This window comes from Sodalis sp. RH16 (assembly GCF_047324245.1).
Lineage (GTDB): Bacteria > Pseudomonadota > Gammaproteobacteria > Enterobacterales > Enterobacteriaceae > Acerihabitans > Acerihabitans ligni.
The window spans coordinates 5,198,484-5,217,309 of sequence record NZ_CP178737.1 but is presented as its reverse complement, the minus strand read 5'-3'; the positions used below and the strand labels follow the sequence as shown (position 1 = coordinate 5,217,309).

The 18,826-nt window shown below is 57.4% G+C and carries 19 protein-coding genes; 10 read left to right on the top strand and 9 right to left on the bottom strand.

The annotated features are described in order from the left end of the window. Window positions 1–39 precede the first annotated feature (39 nt). Entirely contained in the window at window positions 40–1,014 is a 975-nt protein-coding gene (locus ACL2XJ_RS23925; protein ID WP_413724731.1) for a GlxA family transcriptional regulator, read from the bottom strand. A 117-nt stretch (window positions 1,015–1,131) separates the two neighbouring features. Here ACL2XJ_RS23925 and ACL2XJ_RS23920 point away from each other — a divergent pair, with 117 nt between their 5' ends. Beyond that, window positions 1,132–1,773, top strand: coding sequence for an HD domain-containing protein (locus tag ACL2XJ_RS23920; RefSeq protein ID WP_413724730.1), 642 nt, complete (start codon window positions 1,132–1,134; stop codon window positions 1,771–1,773). 184 nt (window positions 1,774–1,957) lie between these two features. On the opposite strand, the gene argS is transcribed toward ACL2XJ_RS23920, so the two are convergent. Further along, window positions 1,958–3,688 carry an arginine--tRNA ligase gene (gene argS / locus ACL2XJ_RS23915; protein WP_413724729.1) on the bottom strand — a complete coding sequence of 577 codons (1,731 nt, stop codon included), beginning with the start codon at window positions 3,686–3,688 and terminating at the stop codon, window positions 1,958–1,960. 707 nt (window positions 3,689–4,395) lie between these two features. Here argS and ACL2XJ_RS23910 point away from each other — a divergent pair. After that, window positions 4,396–4,956, top strand: a complete 561-nt coding sequence (locus ACL2XJ_RS23910; RefSeq protein ID WP_413726954.1) for a VOC family protein — start codon at window positions 4,396–4,398, stop codon at window positions 4,954–4,956. 56 nt (window positions 4,957–5,012) lie between these two features. Here the strand turns inward: ACL2XJ_RS23910 and ACL2XJ_RS23905 are convergent, their stop codons facing one another. Beyond that, the gene (locus ACL2XJ_RS23905) at window positions 5,013–6,155 is read right to left on the bottom strand and encodes a MalY/PatB family protein (protein WP_413724728.1); all 1,143 of its coding nucleotides are present in this window, start codon (window positions 6,153–6,155) and stop codon (window positions 5,013–5,015) included. A gap of 98 nt (window positions 6,156–6,253) precedes the next feature. On the opposite strand from ACL2XJ_RS23905, the gene cutC reads away from it, so the two are divergent. Continuing rightward, window positions 6,254–7,012, top strand: coding sequence for a copper homeostasis protein CutC (gene cutC, locus ACL2XJ_RS23900; protein WP_413724727.1), 759 nt, complete (start codon window positions 6,254–6,256; stop codon window positions 7,010–7,012). A gap of 86 nt (window positions 7,013–7,098) precedes the next feature. On the opposite strand, the gene cmoB is transcribed toward cutC, so the two are convergent. From cmoB to ACL2XJ_RS23880, 4 genes are all read right to left on the bottom strand, one after another. Next, complete coding sequence (gene cmoB, locus ACL2XJ_RS23895) at window positions 7,099–8,070, bottom strand: tRNA 5-methoxyuridine(34)/uridine 5-oxyacetic acid(34) synthase CmoB (protein ID WP_132921269.1); 972 nt, start codon at window positions 8,068–8,070, stop codon at window positions 7,099–7,101. Continuing rightward, on the bottom strand, window positions 8,067–8,822 hold the full coding sequence (gene cmoA, locus ACL2XJ_RS23890) for a carboxy-S-adenosyl-L-methionine synthase CmoA (RefSeq protein WP_132921270.1): 756 nt from the start codon (window positions 8,820–8,822) through the stop codon (window positions 8,067–8,069). The genes cmoB and cmoA overlap by 4 nt, the downstream gene beginning before the upstream one ends. 143 nt (window positions 8,823–8,965) lie before the next feature. Further along, a complete protein-coding gene (locus ACL2XJ_RS23885) occupies window positions 8,966–9,781 on the bottom strand; it encodes a DUF72 domain-containing protein (RefSeq protein WP_413726953.1) in 816 nt (271 codons plus the stop codon). A gap of 42 nt (window positions 9,782–9,823) precedes the next feature. Continuing rightward, the gene (locus ACL2XJ_RS23880; protein ID WP_413724726.1) at window positions 9,824–10,393 is read right to left on the bottom strand and encodes a hydrolase; all 570 of its coding nucleotides are present in this window, start codon (window positions 10,391–10,393) and stop codon (window positions 9,824–9,826) included. A 383-nt stretch (window positions 10,394–10,776) separates the two neighbouring features. Here ACL2XJ_RS23880 and aspS point away from each other — a divergent pair, with 383 nt between their 5' ends. The 6 genes from aspS (at window position 10,777) to ruvB (ending at window position 16,192) form a co-directional block, all read left to right on the top strand. Continuing rightward, window positions 10,777–12,567, top strand: coding sequence for an aspartate--tRNA ligase (gene aspS / locus ACL2XJ_RS23875; RefSeq protein ID WP_413724725.1), 1,791 nt, complete (start codon window positions 10,777–10,779; stop codon window positions 12,565–12,567). Then, window positions 12,568–13,011 (top strand): dihydroneopterin triphosphate diphosphatase, encoded by a 444-nt coding sequence (gene nudB / locus ACL2XJ_RS23870; protein ID WP_413724724.1) that lies wholly within the window; start codon window positions 12,568–12,570, stop codon window positions 13,009–13,011. It abuts the gene before it with no gap. A gap of 23 nt (window positions 13,012–13,034) precedes the next feature. Further along, window positions 13,035–13,778, top strand: a complete 744-nt coding sequence (locus tag ACL2XJ_RS23865; RefSeq protein WP_132921274.1) for a YebC/PmpR family DNA-binding transcriptional regulator — start codon at window positions 13,035–13,037, stop codon at window positions 13,776–13,778. Window positions 13,779–13,824: 46 nt separating this feature from the next. Beyond that, window positions 13,825–14,346 (top strand): crossover junction endodeoxyribonuclease RuvC, encoded by a 522-nt coding sequence (ruvC, locus tag ACL2XJ_RS23860; protein WP_132921275.1) that lies wholly within the window; start codon window positions 13,825–13,827, stop codon window positions 14,344–14,346. 212 nt (window positions 14,347–14,558) lie between these two features. Next, window positions 14,559–15,176 carry a Holliday junction branch migration protein RuvA gene (gene ruvA / locus ACL2XJ_RS23855; RefSeq protein ID WP_132921276.1) on the top strand — a complete coding sequence of 206 codons (618 nt, stop codon included), beginning with the start codon at window positions 14,559–14,561 and terminating at the stop codon, window positions 15,174–15,176. 8 nt (window positions 15,177–15,184) lie between these two features. Then, window positions 15,185–16,192, top strand: a complete 1,008-nt coding sequence (ruvB, locus tag ACL2XJ_RS23850) for a Holliday junction branch migration DNA helicase RuvB (RefSeq protein ID WP_132921277.1) — start codon at window positions 15,185–15,187, stop codon at window positions 16,190–16,192. Window positions 16,193–16,258: 66 nt separating this feature from the next. On the opposite strand, the gene znuB is transcribed toward ruvB, so the two are convergent. Together znuB and znuC are read right to left on the bottom strand one after the other, a co-directional pair. Next, window positions 16,259–17,044: a zinc ABC transporter permease subunit ZnuB gene (gene znuB, locus ACL2XJ_RS23845; protein WP_413724723.1), complete on the bottom strand. Its 786-nt coding sequence runs from the start codon at window positions 17,042–17,044 to the stop codon at window positions 16,259–16,261. Beyond that, entirely contained in the window at window positions 17,038–17,796 is a 759-nt protein-coding gene (gene znuC / locus ACL2XJ_RS23840) for a zinc ABC transporter ATP-binding protein ZnuC (protein WP_413724722.1), read from the bottom strand. Before znuC ends, znuB begins: the two co-directional genes overlap by 7 nt. 74 nt (window positions 17,797–17,870) lie before the next feature. Here znuC and znuA point away from each other — a divergent pair, with 74 nt between their 5' ends. Then, the gene (gene znuA, locus ACL2XJ_RS23835) at window positions 17,871–18,815 is read left to right on the top strand and encodes a zinc ABC transporter substrate-binding protein ZnuA (RefSeq protein WP_413724721.1); all 945 of its coding nucleotides are present in this window, start codon (window positions 17,871–17,873) and stop codon (window positions 18,813–18,815) included. The last annotated feature ends 11 nt before the right edge of the window (window positions 18,816–18,826 follow it).

The following is an 18,826-nucleotide window of genomic DNA, read 5'->3' as shown; positions in this document are numbered from 1 at the left end:
CCGAGCACTTCCGTCAACTGATGGTCCTGTGCATTTTCGTCAGCTGATTCCGCCGTTGCTGGCAAAATACTTACGGTATTGCGCCGGTGTGATATGCAATTGTCGAACAAAGGCACGCCGCAGAATATCAGTGCTGGAAAAACCGCAGTCGGCGGCAATTTGCTTGAGGGGTGACCCGACGCTTTCCAAAAGGCGGCGGGCATGGGCGACCCTTGCCTGCTCCAGCCACTCTCCCGGCGTCAAACCCATTTGCTGCTGATAGAGCCGGTTGAAATGACGCGGGCTCAGTCCCATTCTCGCCGCCATGGTCTGCACATTATGACTTTCGCTGATATGGGCCTGTACGTAGCGTTGCACATCCTGCAGCGCCGAACGCCCGCTCAATGAGGCCTCCCCCTTGCGGCTGAATTGCGACTGGCCCCCCGGACGCTTGAAATACATTACCAGCTGCGCGGCCACCGCCAGGGCGGTTTCCCGGCCGACATCCTCTTCCACCATGCTTAATGCCAAATCCAGGCCGGACGTCACGCCCGCCGCGCTGCGCACCGGACCGTCAGACAGGGTGATGGCATCCGTATCCACCATCACCTCGGGATAGCTGTCGGCCAAATAGCCGGCTACCGCCCAGTGGGTGGCCACATGGCGCCCGTTAAGCAGGCCTGCCGCCGCCAGCATTAACGCACCGCTGCAAACCGACCCGAACCGGCGGCTGTTAAGCGCCCAACGGCGCAGGCCCTCCAGCAAGGCCGCGTCGTCGATAAAGGACCGAATTCCCGGCGCCCCCGCCACCAGGAAGGTATCCACCGGTTCGGTCAATTCATCATCCAGCATCAGATCCGGCATAAGCCTTACGCCGGAAGAGGAATGAATCACCTCCCGCCGCCAGCCCATCACCCGAAGGCGATACACCTCCCGACCCCGCTGTTCATTCGCCTCGGCGAATACATCAAGGGGACCGGAAACATCCAGCAACTGCACCCCCGGCAAAGCCAGGATTACCATATTCTTGATCATTCGTCGGTCTCCATGTCCCCAGCGATAGGAATGTCCTAAAACGTATCTTTAATACGATTGAGGACATTAATTTTGCGCTTTATGCTGGACGTTATCAACCACAGGAGGAATTTAATCATGACTTTCACCGTTAACGGCATCCGCATCCCCGATAGCCGGCTGGCCCGCGCCGCCACTGAAATGGTACGTGACACCGAGTCGCCGCTGTTGTTTCATCACTCCAGCCGGGTCTATTATTTTGCCGCGCTGGCCGGCCGCCAGCGTCAACTGGCGTTCGATCCCGAACTACTGTACGTCGGCTGCATGTTCCACGATATGGGACTTACCCATGAACACTGCAGCTGCGATAAACGTTTTGAAGTAGACGGCGCGAATACGGCGCGGGAATTCCTGGACAGCCACGGCATCGGCAAGGCGGATATCGATAAGGTCTGGACGGCCATTGCCCTGCATACCACGCCCGGTATCCCGGAATTCATGGATCCGGTTATCGCGCTGGTCACCGCCGGCGTTGAGATGGACGTTTTGGGTATTAACTACGAGGGATATGAAGATGACATCCGGCGGAAGATCGTGGCCGAACACCCCCGCAGCCTGAATTTCAAGGAAGAGATCATCCAGGCGTTTTATGAGGGCATTAAAGACAAGCCGCAAACGACCTTCGGCAATGTCAAAGCCGACGTCATTGCCGACAAAGAGCCTGACTTCGTAAAAGGCAATTTCTGCTCGGTGATTCGCGCCTCACGCTGGCAGGGCTAGGCTAGTAGTCCCGCCATCACCGATCGTGCAACGAACGTGCAACGAACGTGTCAAAGGGAGAGCGTGCCGATGGGGTCGAAGCAGGCGTGGTTTTACCGCCTGCCGAAGCGCCCCATGGCGCGGTAGGCCCGCCATCGCCGATCGTGCAATGAACGCGTGTTAAAGGGAGAGCTGACCCACCTCCCTACATCCGTTCCACCGTCTGAATACCCAGCAAATCCAGACCCTGCTTCAAAGTGCGGGCGGTCAGCCGCGCCAGCTTCAAACGGCTTTGCAGAATATCCTGACTGTCCGCGGTGAGAATTGGACAACGCTCGTAAAACACCGAAAACAACCCCGCCAGATCGTATAAATACGCGCACATAACATGAGGCGTCCCGTCGCGCGCCACCGTGGTAACGGCTTCCTCAAACTGCAGCAAGCGGGTTGCCAACAGCGCCTCATGATCGTCGTTCAGCACTACCGGTAAGGTCAATTCACCTTCATCCAAACCGCTGCGTTTAAACACCGAGGCCACGCGGGTATAGGCATACTGCATATAGGGCGCGGTATTGCCCTCAAAGGCCAGCATATAATCCCAATCAAATACATAATCGGTGGTACGGCTTTTGGACAAATCGGCATATTTCACCGCGCCGATCCCCACCACCTGCGCCAGCGTTTCCAATTCCTCCTCCGTCATATCCGGATTTTTACCGGCTATCAGGCGGCGGGCGCGTTCCAGCGCTTCATCCAGCAAATCCGACAGCTTGATGGTGCCGCCGGCGCGGGTTTTGAAAGGTTTGCCGTCCTTGCCGAGCATCATGCCGAACATATGGTGTTCCAGCGGAACGGATTCCGGCACATAGCCCGCTTTGCGCACGATGGCCCAGGCCTGCATTAAATGCTGATGCTGCCTTGAATCGATATAATACAGGACGCGATCGGCTTTCAGCGTCTCGTAGCGGTATTTGGCGCAGGCGATATCGGTAGTGGTATAAAGGTAGGCGCCGTCTTTTTTCTGGATAATCACCCCCATCGGCTCGCCTTCCTTGGTCCTGAACTCCTCAAGGTAGACCACGGTGGCGCCGTCGCTTTCCACCGCCAGCCCCTTGGCCTTCAGATCGGCCACAATACCCGGCAGCATGTCGTTATACAGGCTTTCGCCCATCACATCCTTGCGGGTCAGGGTGACGTTCAGGCGATCATAAATCTTCTGGTTTTGCGCCATGGTGATATCCACCAGCTTACGCCACATCCGGCGGCAATAGTCGTCGCCGCCCTGAAGCTTCACCACATAGCCGCGGGCGCGCTCGGCGAACGCGGCATCTTCATCGTACGTTTTCTTGGCGGCCCGGTAGAACTCTTCCAGGCTGGACAACTGCATATCCGGCTCACCGCTGGATTGAATCTTTTCCAGGTAGGCTATCAGCATGCCGAACTGCGTGCCCCAGTCACCCACGTGGTTGGCGCGGATAACGTTATGGCCCAGAAATTCCAGGGTCCGCACCGAGGCATCGCCGATAATGGTGGACCGCAAATGGCCCACGTGCATCTCTTTGGCCACGTTTGGCGCGGAGTAGTCCACCACCAGGGTCTGCGGCGCCACCGGCGAAATATTCAGCCGCGGCGAAGCCAGGGCGGCTTCAACCTGGGCCGCCAGCCAGCGGCGGTTCAGGAAGATATTGATAAAACCCGGTCCGGCGATGTCGACTTTATCCGCAATGCCTTCAAGCTCCAGCAGCGCTACTGCTTTTTCAGCCAATTGTCGCGGCGGCATACCGAGTTTTTTGGCCACGGTCATCACACCGTTAGCCTGATAATCGCCAAACTGCACTTTTGCGGATTGACGCACCTGCGCTTCACTTGCCGCGGGAGCACCGGCGGACAATAACGCCTGACTGACTTTATCTGAAAGGAGAGCCTGAATATTCACCGTATTACCTTTGTTACCCGCGCCGTGGCTGCGAGGCGCTGCCTCACATCCCGGCCGTTTGATATAACGATCCCTGCCGACCGATGGCTGAAGGCCCCGGCGCAAGCCGTTAAGTAAAAAGAAACACCGCTTATACCATAAATGGCGGCCCGCGTCAGTATGGCCGGCTACGCTTAGCAGAAAGTTGCAGCGTCGTAAGATCCGGTCAAACCGATGGATATGAGCAGGTGAAAGAAAGGACAAAAGGATTCGGTGAGCAGCGCCATAACCCGAAAGGAGATAAATTGCTAGCGGCGGCGGCTTTTACGTGACACGCCCAGCTGATTACGATTCCTGGTACGAAGATGTAATATAATAGAAAATACAGCAATTACAACAAGTACCATACACAATATAAGTAACATCATAATTATATTCTCATATCACTATTGATCTTGAAATTAACTTATTTCCAATGTCTATACAATCCCCCTCCAGAGCTTTAAGATTATACTGAGCATTAAAAGTCCATCTTGGCCGCAAGCCCGCTTCTGACGGGCTTTACAGCACAATTTGTCAAATGAGGGCGCTATTCCCATATAACAAATAAGCTTAATCATTAGCAATATGATCATTACAAAATTAATAATAATATTTGTAATAGTTAATTTTATATTAATTTTACTTTAGCCCTAACATAAAATATGCCGGAAAGAAAAGTGAAAAAAATGAAATGGCAACAAATAGACCAATTAACGGATTTATCCGAAGATATAATAGGGTTCGGAATGCAACTGGCAACGTTGGCTCACCGCCTTGGTTTGGATCTCAGCGTTTGTCATATCGATCATATCGCGCTGCGCTGCCATCAGGATACCACCGCCCGGCGATGGTTCGACGGCTGGGAGCAATGCGGCCTCTGTTTGAAAAAGAGCGCCGTTAACGGCCGGGACATTGCGCTGTTCCATTTGACTGAACCCATTGAATTCGGCGGGTTACGCACAGACTGTGTGGAGCTGCCCTGGCCTGGTAAACGCCGTTATCCCCACGAAGGCTGGGAGCATATTGAGATAGTCCTGCCGGGACCGGCGCCTTTACTGGCGCAACGCGCGCTATCCTTGCTGAGCGACGGGGCGCTGGCGTCTCCCGATATCAGGATCAGGCACAGTGCGCCGCAGGGAGAAAATGAATCTTTACCCAACCCGACGCTGGCGGTGACCGATGGCAATGTGACCATCAAGTTTCATCCCCATAGCCTGCGCTCCATTGTGGCCGGGGAGGGGGATTAATTTTTGCGGCATCATTCTGGCCCGGCATTCAATACCCCTCCTAAGACGGACAAGAATCAGCCGGCATTGACGGCAGCAGCCATGCGCTCAACGCCTTCTTCCAGCAATGCCCGTGGGCAGCCGAAATTTAGCCTGACGAATCGCGGGTCGCCGAATTCGGCGCCGGGAGAGAGACCGACGCCCGCCTGTTCAAAAAAGCGCTGAGGATTTTCCACCGCCAGCTCATGCGCATCTATCCACGCCAGATAAGTGCCTTCGGGAGAGGCCATATGCAAACCCGGTAATTCATTGATGCGCGCCCTGAGCCAGTCCCGATTCCCACGCAGATAGGCCAAATGCTCGTCCAGCCATGGTTGCCCGTCACGCCAGGCTGCGGTGGCGGCCACAAAAGCCAGCACATCTACGCTTGGGACGATGCCGCTGCGTTGTGCGATAAAACGCATCCTTAGCCGGGGATTGGGGATCACCGCCAGCGACGCGCCCAGTCCGGCGATATTAAAGGTTTTTGACGGCGACATCAGGGTCACCGAGCGCTGTTCCGCGTCACTGTCCAGCGAGGCGAACGGTATATGCTCCACCCCGGGTTCCAGCAGCAGATCGCAGTGAATTTCGTCGGAACACACCAATAAATCGTGGCGTTGGGCAAAGGCCAACTGCTGTTGAAGCTCTTCGCGGCGATAAACGGTGCCGCCGGGATTATGGGGATTGCATAACATCAGCAGTTTTTCAACGCCGGTCAGTTCGGTTTCAACCGCGGTCAAATCCGCCAGCCAGCGCCCGTCATTCAACACCATGGGGGCGAGGCGTTGCCGTCGGCCGGCGCCGCGCGCCGCGGCGCGAAACGGCGGATAAATAGGGGTAGGGATGACAATGCCTTCATCCGGCCCGGTTAAAGCGCGGACCGCCAGATTAATACCGCTCACCAGACCGGGCAAAAAGACCAGCCATTCCGGTTGCACCCGCCAGTGATAGCGCTCGGCCATACGTGCGATAAACAGTTCCGTCAATTCCGGAGGAGGGAAACCGTAACCAAAGACGCCATGGGCGATACGTGCCTGCAGTGCCTCGATAATGCAGGGCGGTGAGCGAAAATCGGTATCGGCGACCCAAAGAGGAATGACATTCTGTTCATAATACTTTTGCCACTTAAAACTGTCGCTGTGACGTCGGTCGATACTTTCGTCAAAGTTGAATGCCATAGTAATTTCCTTGGGCGATAAATAAGAATCTATCGCAACAGATGGATGGTCACGTTTTCATATGCCTGTTAACCTGGCGTGTCAAGAAGGAGTATACAATGCCTAAACTGGAAGTCTGCTGCTATAGCGTCGAGTGTGCGTTGACGGCGCAGCAAGCGGGCGCGGATCGTATCGAGCTGTGTTCGGCGCCCAAAGAAGGCGGTTTGACACCAGGCTACGGGACGTTAAAGCTGGCCCGCGAGAGGGTAACGATACCCGTGCATCCCATTGTCCGGCCCCGGGCCGGCGATTTTTGCTACAGCGACATTGAGTTCGAAATCATACTTAATGAGCTGGCCTTTATCCGCGACATGGGTTTTCCCGGCGTGGTGGTGGGCGTGCTGGATGCCGAAGGGCACATCGATTTAGCCCGCATGCGGCTGATTATGCAGCAATGTTCAGGGATGGCGGTGACCTTTCATCGTGCCTTTGATATGTGCTTCAACCCGCATCAGGCATTAATCCAGTTAACCGATCTGGGAGTGGCCCGCATCCTGACATCCGGTCAGCAGCAGAGCGCCGAAGCTGGTTTGGCATTATTAAGGGAACTGACGGGGCGTAGTCGTGGTCCAATCATTATGGCCGGTGCGGGCGTACGCTTAACCAATTTGCATAAGTTTCAGCAAAGCGGCATACGTGAATTGCACAGTTCGGCAAGGCAGGTCATACCGTCCGGTATGCGTTACCGGAAAGCGGGGGTCAGCATGAGCGTTGACTACGAAGCGGATGAATTCAGCCATTACTGTGTTGACGGCGACATGGTGGCGGCGATGAAACATGCGCTGACGTTATCCACTCTCTCTCCTCGTTTGGCCTGAAGACAGTTTTTGCCGCGCACACGAACTAACCCACGTGATGCTTGCAAGTACCAAGCCCCAACATTTTTCTTGGGGCTTTTTTTTGATCAGGCTTTGCGCGCAACCATGATGGCCCGCAGCGGCGCGGGGTAACCCTCCACCGTTTTACGCGGGTCGTCCGGGTGAAGAAAATCCTCCAGCGATTCGCTGGTCATCCAGGGGGTGCGGCGTTGCTCCTCGGTGGAGGTTGCCGTCATATCCACCAGCCGGATTTGGCCGAAGCCGCATTTTTCCAGCCAGGCCGTCAATGCATTTACCGAGGGGATGAAATACACGTTCCGCATCCGGGCATAACGTTCTCCCGGCACAAGCACCTGCCGGTCATCCCCTTCAATCACCAGGGTTTCCAGCACCAGTTCGCCGTCATCCGCCAATTGGTTTCGCAACTGCAACAAATGATCCAGCGGCGAGCGGCGATGATAAAGCACGCCCATGGAAAATACCGTATCAAACGCCCGCAGATCCGGTAATTGCTCGATGCCCAACGGCAACAGGTGCGCCCGCAAATCACCGCCGAGCAGTTTACGCACCGCCTCGAATTGGCATAAAAACAGCTGCATCGGATCGATTCCCACCGCCAGCCGCGCGCCGGCGCCCACCATACGCCACAGGTGATAACCGCTGCCGCAGCCCACGTCCAGGATCAGCCGTCCGGCCAAGGGGCCGATATGGGGCAAGACCCGCTCCCATTTCCAATCCGAACGCCATTCCGTCTCTATTTCAATATCGTAAAGGGAAAAAGGGCCCTTGCGCCAGGGCATCAATTGCCGCAGCAAGGCTTCAATACCCTCTTTCTGGCCTGCGGCAAGCGGTGTCTCGCCCTGGGCGGTGACGCCGTGCAGCAAATCGAGCCGCGCCGGCGTCATCACCGGCAATCTTTCCACAGCGTTAAACCACTGTCTGAATTTGCCGTGCAGGGATTCCTGCTGCCAGGCGCTTAACTGAGCGGGCAGGGTGTTGAGCCAGGGGCTGAGGGGACCTTTGGCAATCAGCTGATAAAAATCACCAAAATCGGTCATCCCGCGTTCTCCGGCCTATGGGCGGGTTTGATAGCGATAAGGGAGCCGAAATTGAAACACTGAAACCAGATTTCCCCGTGGCCGAATCCGGCCTGCCGCAGGCGGTCCTTGTGGGTCTCCACCGAGTCCGTCAGCATGACGTTTTCAAGCATGCTGCGTTTCTGGCTGATCTCAAGCTCGCTGTAGCCGTTGGCGCGCTTGAAGTCATGATGCATATTGAACAGCAGTTCGCCAATTTCCGCGTCCTGAAAACTCATTTTTTCAGACAATACCACGGCGCCGCCGGGATTGAGGCCGGCGAAAACGCGATTAAGCATCTGCTGGCGATCCTCCGGCTCAAGAAACTGCAAGGTGAAGTTCAGCACCACCAGCGAGGCGTTGCTTATCGGCACATCGCGAATGTCGGCATGCAGCACTTCTACCGGTATATCGGCGCGAAATGCCTCGAGATGCCGCCGGCAGCGATCCACCATCGGGGCGGAGTTATCCACTGCGATAATCCGGCAGTCCTCGGCGGTAACGGCGCGGCGCATGGCCAGGGTCGCCGCGCCGAGGGAGCAGCCGAGATCGTAAATCCGGGAGCCGGGGCGGGCAAATCGTCCGGCCAGCATGCCGATCATGGAAATGATGCTGGCGTAGCCGGGCACCGAGCGCTGGATCATATCCGGGAAGACTTCGGCGACACGTTCATCGAACGTCCAATCGCCCAAATTGGCAATGGGCGTCGAGAAAAGCTTATCTGGGTTAGTCATGGCGATATCGGGGATTATTCATGGAAAGGCCATATTCTACCAGATCCCCGGCACAAAGCATGCGGCGGCATGCATCTAGGTGTAAGCATTCCGCTGCGGCGACGCTCTTCCGTCTGGATGCGTCTCGCCGCGGCGGCCGGCGTTCAGAACAGCGTATCTTGCTGCGGCCAGCCTGGAAACGGGCCGATGGCGGGAATTCTCGCTTCAAGCAGCGGCCACAGATGCTGGGCCAGGCGCGGCGCCTGCGCGATGTCCGGCGTATGAATAAACAGGAAGGGCGTCTGATGCGCTTGCCATTGCGGCAGTTTGTCCAGCCAGGGTTGAAACAGCCGCAGGCTGTCCTTGATGTCGTCATTGCCGATATAACGAATCAGCGGACGGTGGGCGGTAAGCAGCGCATGGGGCGGCACCTTGGGTTTCTGGCGCTGAGCCGCCAGCAGGGCGGGACTGGAGGCGCGGGACAGATGGACCGGACGGCTGTCGAGAATCACCCGATTGACCCCCCGCTCCCGCAGACCGCGGTTTAACGCCAGTTCGTCTTCGCCTTTGGCGAAAAACTGCTCATGGCGGACTTCCACGCCATAGCTGAATGCGGGGGAGAGCGCGTCGAGAAAGGTCCACAGGGCGGGAAGGTCCGGCGGCCCGAAGGTCGCCGGCAGCTGCAGCCAGTATTGGCCGATCCTGTCCGCCAGGGGCTCCAGGGTCTGGTAAAACTGCGCCAAGGGTTGCTGAAAATCCCGCAGCCCGCCCTGATGGCTGATGGTCGCCGGAAATTTAAAGCAAAACCGGAAATCTTCCGTCGTCATGGCGCGCCAGTCGTAGACGCGATCAAGGGCGGGCAGGGCATAGAGCGTGGTATTCCCTTCCACGCAGTTGAAATAACGCGCGTAATCCGCCAGGGTGCGCATGCCAAGCTTACCCCAGCCGCTATGCTGCCATTGCGGCAAGCCAATATACATCATGGCCTGGGCCCTCGCCGGCCGGCCCGTTGCGGACAAAACTCACCCCAGGGCGGCAAGCACCTCGTCGCTGCTGCGTACCCGGCCGATGCGCGGAAAAATATTCTGCATGCTGTTATCATGCTGCTCCTTATCATGGGCACTGCAGACATCTTCCACTACCACCAGTTTAAAACCCATTTCCCAGGCGTTGCGCGCGGTGGATTCCACGCCGATGTTAGTGGAGATACCCGCCAGTACAATAGTATCGATGGCGCGGCGACGCAGCTGCATCTCAAGATCGGTGCCGTAAAATGCGCCCCATTGACGTTTTATAATGCGAATATCGCTTTCCTGTACCTTTAGCTCTTCGGGGAATTGCCACCAGTTTTCCGGCAATCCGTTGCCGCCCATGGCGGCATCCACCGGCTGTTTCAACGCTTCGCCAAAATCCGGCGACCAGCCCACCCGCACCAGAAATACCGGCGCGCCGATCTCCCGAAAGCGGCTGGCCAGCTTTCCGGCTTTGGCCACCACCTGCTGGGCGCTATGCGGTCCGCCGGCAAAGGGCAGGATACCCTGTTGCAAATCAATCAATACCAGCGCGCTACCTTTGGGATCGAGTTCCAGCATAATACGTCTCCTATAATTCATAAAACCGGACCAACGGGTGTCAGTCTATTCAGAAAGTGACCGGGAAAGGGTATGTTAGTCGATGGACATGGGAATAGCCCCCGGCGGGAAAATTTTGTTAATAAATATGTTAATGATTAATTATTTGACCTGACCAAGGGGGGGAATGGCCTTCGGACTTATCCTGTGCGGGAAATTACTTTATAATGGCCGCCTTTCGAATGTCGGCAAAATGCCAATGCACAGCCGTCAGCCCCAATGATTATACCCAATAGCTTTTACGTTGCGGCCCATCCGGCTGCAATGTGAACGATGAGGGATATTACAGCCTTTACCCGCTAAAAATGGCAGGACGGCATGGGCTTAATTTTAAGGATATCGTGATGCGTACTGTATATTGCGGACAGCTCGATCTGTCCCATGTTGGCCGGGAAGTAACATTGTGCGGCTGGGTTAACCGCCGCCGGGACCTGGGCGGCCTGATTTTTATCGACATGCGGGATCGGGAAGGGCTGGTGCAGGTGTTTTTCGACCCCGATCGCCAGGAGGCGTTCGCTCGCGCCTCGGAGCTGCGCAACGAATTTTGTATTCAGCTTACCGGCACGGTAAGGGCGCGGCCCGACAGTCAAATCAACAGCGAAATGGCCACCGGCGAAGTGGAGGTGCTGGCAACATCGCTCACGGTCTTCAACCGTTCCGAGCCGCTGCCGCTGGATTCCAATCAAAACAATACCGAAGAGCAGCGGCTGAAATACCGTTATCTGGATTTGCGCCGTCCGGAAATGGCGGCGCGGCTGAAAGCCCGCGCCCGCATCTGCAGTTTTGTGCGCCGCTTTATGGATGGCGAAGGATTTCTGGATATCGAAACGCCGATGCTTACCAAAGCGACGCCGGAGGGCGCGCGCGACTACCTGGTGCCGAGCCGGGTGCATAAAGGCAAGTTCTACGCTCTGCCGCAGTCACCGCAGCTCTTCAAGCAGTTGCTGATGATGTCCGGTTTCGACAGGTATTATCAAATCGTCAAATGCTTTCGCGACGAGGACCTGCGAGCCGATCGCCAGCCGGAATTCACCCAGATCGACGTCGAAACCTCCTTTATGACCGCGCCCCAGGTGCGGGAAGTCATGGAACGCCTTATTCGCGAACTGTGGCGAGAAATCAAAGGCGTCGACCTGGGCGCCTTTCCGGTGATGACCTACGCCGAAGCCATGCGCCGCTTTGGTTCCGATAAACCCGATTTGCGCAACCCGATGGAAATCGTTGATGTGGGCGATCTGGTGAAAAACCTTGAATTCAAGGTGTTCTCCGGGCCGGCCAATGACCCCAAGGGGCGGGTGGCGGCGATCCGCGTACCCGGCGGCGCGCAGTTAAGCCGCAAGCAAATTGACGAGTACGCCAAGTTTATCGAAATTTACGGCGCCAAAGGTCTGGCCTATATTAAGGTTAATTCGCGCTCGGCGGGACTGGAAGGGGTGCAAAGTCCCGTCGCCAAATTCCTCGATGCCGGCGTGCTGGAGTCGATACTGACGCGTACCGACGCCCGCGACGGCGACATGATTTTTTTCGGCGCCGATCGTGCCAAAATCACCACCGATGCGCTGGGAGCGCTGCGCCTGAAGCTGGGCCGCGACCTGCATATCACCGACGAGCAGCGCTGGGCGCCGCTGTGGGTCATTGATTTCCCGATGTTCGAGCAGGACGACGAAGGCGGACTGGCGGCCATGCATCACCCCTTCACCGCGCCGCTGGATGTCGACCCGCAAGCGCTGGCGGCCGATCCGCTGTCGGTGGTGGCCAATGCCTACGATATGGTATTGAACGGTTATGAAGTGGGCGGCGGCTCGGTGCGTATCCATCGCAGCGAAATACAGCAGACGGTATTCAGCATCCTGGGTATCGAGGAACAGCAGCAGCGGGATAAGTTCGGCTTCCTGCTGGATGCGCTGAAATATGGCACCCCGCCCCACGCGGGGCTGGCCTTCGGCCTGGATCGCCTGGTGATGCTGTTGACCGGCACCGATAATATCCGCGACGTTATCGCTTTCCCCAAAACCACCGCCGCGGCCGATCCCATGACCGATGCGCCGAGTTTTGGCAATCCTGACGCGCTGGCGGAATTGTCCATCGCTGTCATCGGCAAAGGCAAGGAAGCGGCGGAACGCGGACAGCAATAAATGGCCTGGAAGCGACCGGTTTCGGTGTTGATTGTGATTTACGCCCGGGATAGCGGCCGGGTCTTGATGATGCAGCGTCGGGACGATCCCGATTTCTGGCAATCGGTCACCGGCAGTCTGGAAGGAGAGGAAACTCCCGCCGAGGCGGCGAAACGGGAAGTGTGCGAGGAAACCGGCATCAATATCGATGCCGAGCGCCTCCGGTTGCTGGATTGCAAGCGCTGCGTCGAGTTTGAAATTTTCAGTCATTTGCGCCACCGATATGCGCCGGGAGTGACGCGTAATACAGAATATTGGTTCAGTTTGACGTTACCCTCTGAGCGGGAGCCTAAGATAAGCGAGCATCTCGCTTTCCAATGGCTCCGCGCCCCACAGGCCGCCTTACTGACCAAATCCTGGAGTAATCGGCAGGCTATTGAAGAATTTGTTATTTATCCGGCCTGAAGAGGCTTATTTCGGAGAGAGTTATGGCAGGTCATAGCAAGTGGGCCAATACCAAGCATCGTAAAGCGGCCCAAGACAGTAAACGCGGCAAAATCTTCACCAAGATCATTCGTGAATTGGTGACCGCCGCACGGCTTGGCGGCGGCGACGTGGGGGCCAATCCCCGTCTGCGTGCCGCGGTGGATAAAGCCCTGGCCAATAATATGACGCGCGATACCCTCAATCGCGCCATCGCGCGGGGCGTGGGCGGCGATGACGATACCCAGATGGAAACCATTATCTATGAAGGCTACGGCCCCGGCGGAACGGCGGTGATGGTTGAATGCCTGAGCGACAACCGCAACCGTACCGTCTCCGAGGTCAGGCACGCCTTTACCAAAACCGGCGGCAACCTCGGTACCGATGGCTCGGTTTCCTACCTGTTCACCAAAAAAGGCGTCATCTCCTTTGCGCCCGGCCTGGACGAGGATCGGGTGATGGACGCAGCGCTGGAAGCCGGTGCGGATGATGTGGTCACCTATGACGACGGCGCCATCGATGTCTACACGACGCCGGAGACGTTCGGTTCGGTGAAAGATGCGTTGGAAGCGGCCGGTTTGCACGCCGAGGAGTCCGAGGTGGCGCTGATTCCGTCCACCAAGGCGGATCTGGACGAGGAAACCGCCCCCAAGCTGCTGCGCCTGATAGATCTGCTGGAAGATTCGGACGATGTGCAGGAAGTCTATCATAACGGCGAGATCTCCGATGAGGTGGCGGCGACCCTGTGACCGGCATGTTGGCTTGGCGGCCAAACCCGGCGGCCGGTATCGGGCGATGACGATTATTCTCGGTATCGACCCCGGTTCGCGCATCACCGGTTACGGTATCATCCGTCAGCAGGGACGGGTGCTTACCTATCTCGGCAGCGGTTGCATCCGCACCAAAGTGGATGATTTGCCTACCCGGCTGCAGCTTATTTATGCCGGCGTCAGCGAGATCATTACGCAATTTCAGCCGGATTTTTTCGCCATTGAGGAAGTTTTTATGGCGAAAAACGCCGATTCGGCGCTGAAGCTGGGTCAGGCGCGCGGGGTGGCTATCGTGGCGGCCATGAACCAATCGCTGCCGGTGTTCGAGTATGCCGCCCGTCAGGTGAAGCAAACGGTGGTGGGCAATGGTTCGGCGGACAAAGGCCAGGTACAGCATATGGTGAAGCTGCTGCTGAAGCTGCCCGCCAGCCCGCAGGCGGATGCCGCCGACGCGCTGGCCATCGCCATTACCCATTGCCATGTCAGCCAGAACGCTATCCGGGCGGGCAATAGCCGGCTGAATCTGGCCCGCGGCCGGTTAAGCTGAGGGGTGGGGGCTGGCGCCAGCCGGGGTTGCGGGCCTGTGCCGACTGGGCACGTCGAGGCTCCATCAGCATGGTCTCCCTTTAACACGGTCGTTGCACTTCCGATGATCGCGGGCCTGTCAGGCTATACGGCTGGATATTCATCCAGCCTTTATTATGTTATAAATGTTAGCCATGGGTCGCTGACTCAACGACAATCAAAAGGAAGGTCAACGTGATTGGACGCCTAAGAGGCATCATTCTTGAAAAGCAGCCCCCGCAGGTGTTGCTTGAAGTTCAGGGAGTCGGCTATGAAGTGCAAATGCCCATGACCTGCTTTTACGTCCTGCCGGAAACCGGCAAGGAAGCCATTGTGTATACCCACTTTGTGGTGCGCGAGGATGCGCAACTGCTGTTCGGTTTCACTAACCGCCAGGAGCGCGCCCTGTTTCGCGAACTGATTAAGGTCAACGGCGTCGGCCCGAAGCTGGCGCTGGCTATTCTATCCGGCATGTCGGCGCAGCAGTTTGTCAATACGGTTGAGCGCCAGGAAATCAGCGCCTTGATCAAGCTGCCCGGCGTCGGCACCAAAACCGCCGAGCGGCTGGTGGTGGAAATGAAAGATCGCTTTAAAGGGATGAACGGTGAATTATTCGCCCTCGGCGGCGGCGATCTTCCCGCCAGTATCCCCGTTAACGCGGCATCTGCGGACGATCCTGAATCTGAAGCGGTTGCCGCCTTGGTGTCATTGGGTTATAAACCTCAGGAGGCCAGCCGGATGGTGAACAAAGTGGCGCGGCCTGATGCCGACTGTGAATCGCTAATCCGCGACGCCCTGCGCGCCGCGCTGTGAGGTAATGGATGATTGAAGCAGATCGTTTAATGTCCCCTTCCGTGGTGATCCCCGACGAGGTGGTGGACCGGGCCATCCGGCCGAAAACCCTCGACGATTACATCGGACAGCCGCACGTGCGCGAGCAGATGGAGATTTTCATCCAGGCGGCGAAGCTGCGAGGCGACGCGTTGGACCATCTGCTGATTTTCGGCCCGCCCGGCCTGGGTAAAACCACCCTGGCCAATATCGTCGCCAATGAAATGGGCGTGAATTTACGCACTACTTCCGGGCCGGTTTTGGAAAAACCCGGCGATCTGGCGGCCATGCTCACCAATCTTGAACCCCACGATGTGCTGTTTATTGATGAAATCCACCGCCTTTCCCCGGTGGTGGAGGAAATTCTCTACCCGGCGATGGAAGATTACCAGCTGGATATCATGATCGGCGACGGCCCGGCGGCCAGGTCAATTAAAATCGAACTGCCGCCCTTTACCCTGGTGGGAGCCACCACCCGCGCCGGTTCCCTGACCTCGCCCCTGCGCGATCGGTTCGGTATCGTGCAGCGCTTGGAGTTCTATCAGGTAGCGGATCTGCAGCATATCGTCAAACGCAGCGCCGACTGCCTGGAATTAAGCATCACCGAATCCGGCGCTCATGAAATCGCCAAACGGGCGCGGGGTACGCCGCGTATCGCCAACCGGCTGTTGCGCCGGGTGCGGGACTTCGCAGAAGTGCGCGCCCAGGGCGTCATTACCGACGATGTGGCGGTGAATGCCCTGGATATGCTGAATGTGGATACCGAGGGCTTCGACTTTATGGACCGCAAGCTATTGTTGGCCATTATCGATAAATTCGTCGGCGGCCCGGTGGGATTGGATAACCTGGCGGCGGCCATCGGCGAAGAGAAAGAAACCATTGAAGATGTGCTGGAGCCCTTTCTTATCCAGCAGGGATTTATGCAGCGCACATCACGGGGGCGCATCGCTACCGCCCAGGCCTATAAGCATTTTGGTATCGCGCGGGACGAGCTGTAGCTGCTCATTGGCGTCATGGCGGGGCTTATCATCGCCCCCGGCGAACCGTAAAGCCGTGCCCTGAGTTCAGGCCCGTTGCCTGCTGAACAAACTCAGCAAAAACAGCACGGAGGCGCAAAGCACCACCGACGGCCCGGCGGGGGTGTCGTAAAACGCCGAGAAAGTGAGTCCGCCGGTGACGGCAATCATGCCGGCCGCTATCGCCAGCAGCGCCATCTGCTCGGGCGTACGTGAAAACCGGCGGGCGGCGGCGGCCGGAATGATCAGCAGCGACGTGATGATAAGGGCGCCGACAAACTTCATCGCCAGTCCGATGGTGAGCGCGGTCAGCAGCATCAGCAGCAGCTTGACCCGCGGCAGGCGGATACCGTCCACATGGGCCAGCTCCGGGCTGATGGTTACCGAGAGCAGCGCCCGCCACCGCCAGGCCAGCAATGCGAGCACCACCGCCACGCCGCAGGCGATCAGCACGATATCGTCCAGGGTCACCGACAGCAAATCGCCGAACAGATAGGCCATCAGATCCACCCGCACGTTAGACATCAGGCTTACCACCACCAGTCCCAGTGAAAGCGCGCTGTGCGCCATAATCCCCAGCACGGTGTCAATGGCCAGCTGCGGGAAGCGTTCCAGCCACACCAGGCCCAACGCCAATACCAGCGTCACCGCGATCACCGCGTAAAACGGATTGACATTCAGCAGCAATCCGAAAGCCACTCCCAGCAGCGACGCATGGGCCAGCGTATCGCCGAAATAGGACATTTTGCGCCAGACCACGAAAGATCCCAACGGACCCGCCGCCATGGCCAGCAGGATGCCGGCCAGCCAGCCCGGCAATAGCAGCGCTAGCATGACCGGCAGCTCTCCCGTTCCGCTACCGTCTCTCCGCTCAGGTCGTGGCCATGGTTGTGGTGGTGACGGTAGACGGCCAGCGCATCCGCGCCCTGATAACCGAACATCGCGATATAATCGGGATGGGCGGAAACGACTTCCGGCGTGCCCGAGCAGCAAATATGCTGATTAAGGCACAGTACTTCATCGGTTTTGGCCATGACCAGATGCAGGTCATGGGAAACCATCAGTACGCCGCAGCCCAGGGTATGGCGGATTTGCTGGATAAGCTCATAAAGCGCCGCCTGACCGGCGATATCAACGCCCTGGGTCGGCTCATCCAGCACCAGCAGCTGCGGCCGATTGAGCAGGGCGCGGGCCAGCAGCACCCGCTGCATTTCGCCGCCGGACAGTTTCTGCATCGGCTGCGCCAGCAAATGGGCCGCATGCACCCGCGCCAGCGCCTCGGGCAATTCCTGCTTTTCCACGCCCGGACGCAGGCGCATGAAACGCTCTACCGTCAGCGGCAGGGTGGTGTCCAGATAAATTTTTTGCGGAACATAACCGATACGCAGCCTGGGGTCCCGCACCAGCGTACCCGCGTCAGCGGGTATCAGGCCGAGCACCACCCTAACCAGCGTGGACTTGCCTGCGCCGTTGGGCCCCACCAGCGTCAGGATCCGTCCGGCACGCAGGGAAAACGAGATATCGCTGAGGACGCGCCTGGCGCCGAAACTGACGGATATATGGTTGAGTGTGACCAGAGTTGACATGTTAATTACGGTTGCGAAACGGCAAGAATGTTATAATATCACACGCCCAAGAGTTGCCGAAGAGAATTATCATTATGAATCCCCGCCATAAAAAAGGGTTCCGGCTGTGGCTGGCCGGCATTTTACTCCTGTGCGCCATCGGCGGCCAGGCACGGGCGAATATACTGGTCTCCATTCGTCCGTTGGGGTTTATCGCCTCGGCCATCGGTGAAGGCGTTACCGGGACAGATGTGCTGCTGCCGGACGGCGCATCGCCTCATGACTACGCCCTGCGCCCCTCCGATATCGGGCGCATCCGGGATGCCTCCCTGGTGGTCTGGGTCGGGCCGGAATTGGAAGCGTTTATGGCCAGGCCGGTGACGGCGCTGCCCGCGGCCAAGGCGCTGACATTGTCCGCGATCCCGGCGATTAAACCGCTGCTGATGAAAGGCGGCGACCATGACGACGATGCCTCCGGCGCCCATGATCCGGCGGATGATGCCGACGACCATCATGGCGAATACAATATGCATATCTGGCTGTCGCCGGAAATAGCCGCGCAAGTCGCCATTGCCATCCACGATCGTTTAGTGCAGCTGTGGCCGGATAAGAAAGCCCAAATAGACGAAAATCTGCTATTTTTCACCACATCCTTGACAAAAAATGACAAAATAATCGCTACAATGCTATCGCCAGCGAGCGGGAAGGGGTATTTCGTGTTTCACGATGCCTATGGTTATTTTGAAAAACACTACGGTTTAACCTCCTTGGGTTATTTCACCATCAATCCCGAGATACAGCCCGGCGCCCAGGCACTACATAACATTCGAACTCAGTTGGTTGAGCATAAAGCCTTGTGCATTTTTGCTGAGCCACAATTCAGGCCGGCCGTCATCAATGCCGTGGCCAGAGGGACCGATGTGCGCATGGGCACGCTGGATCCCCTGGGAAGCGGTATCGCTTTGGGCAAGGACAGTTATAGCCATTTCTTGTTTCAATTGGCGAACCAATATATGAGCTGCCTGAATAAAAAATCATGAGGATAGGAATC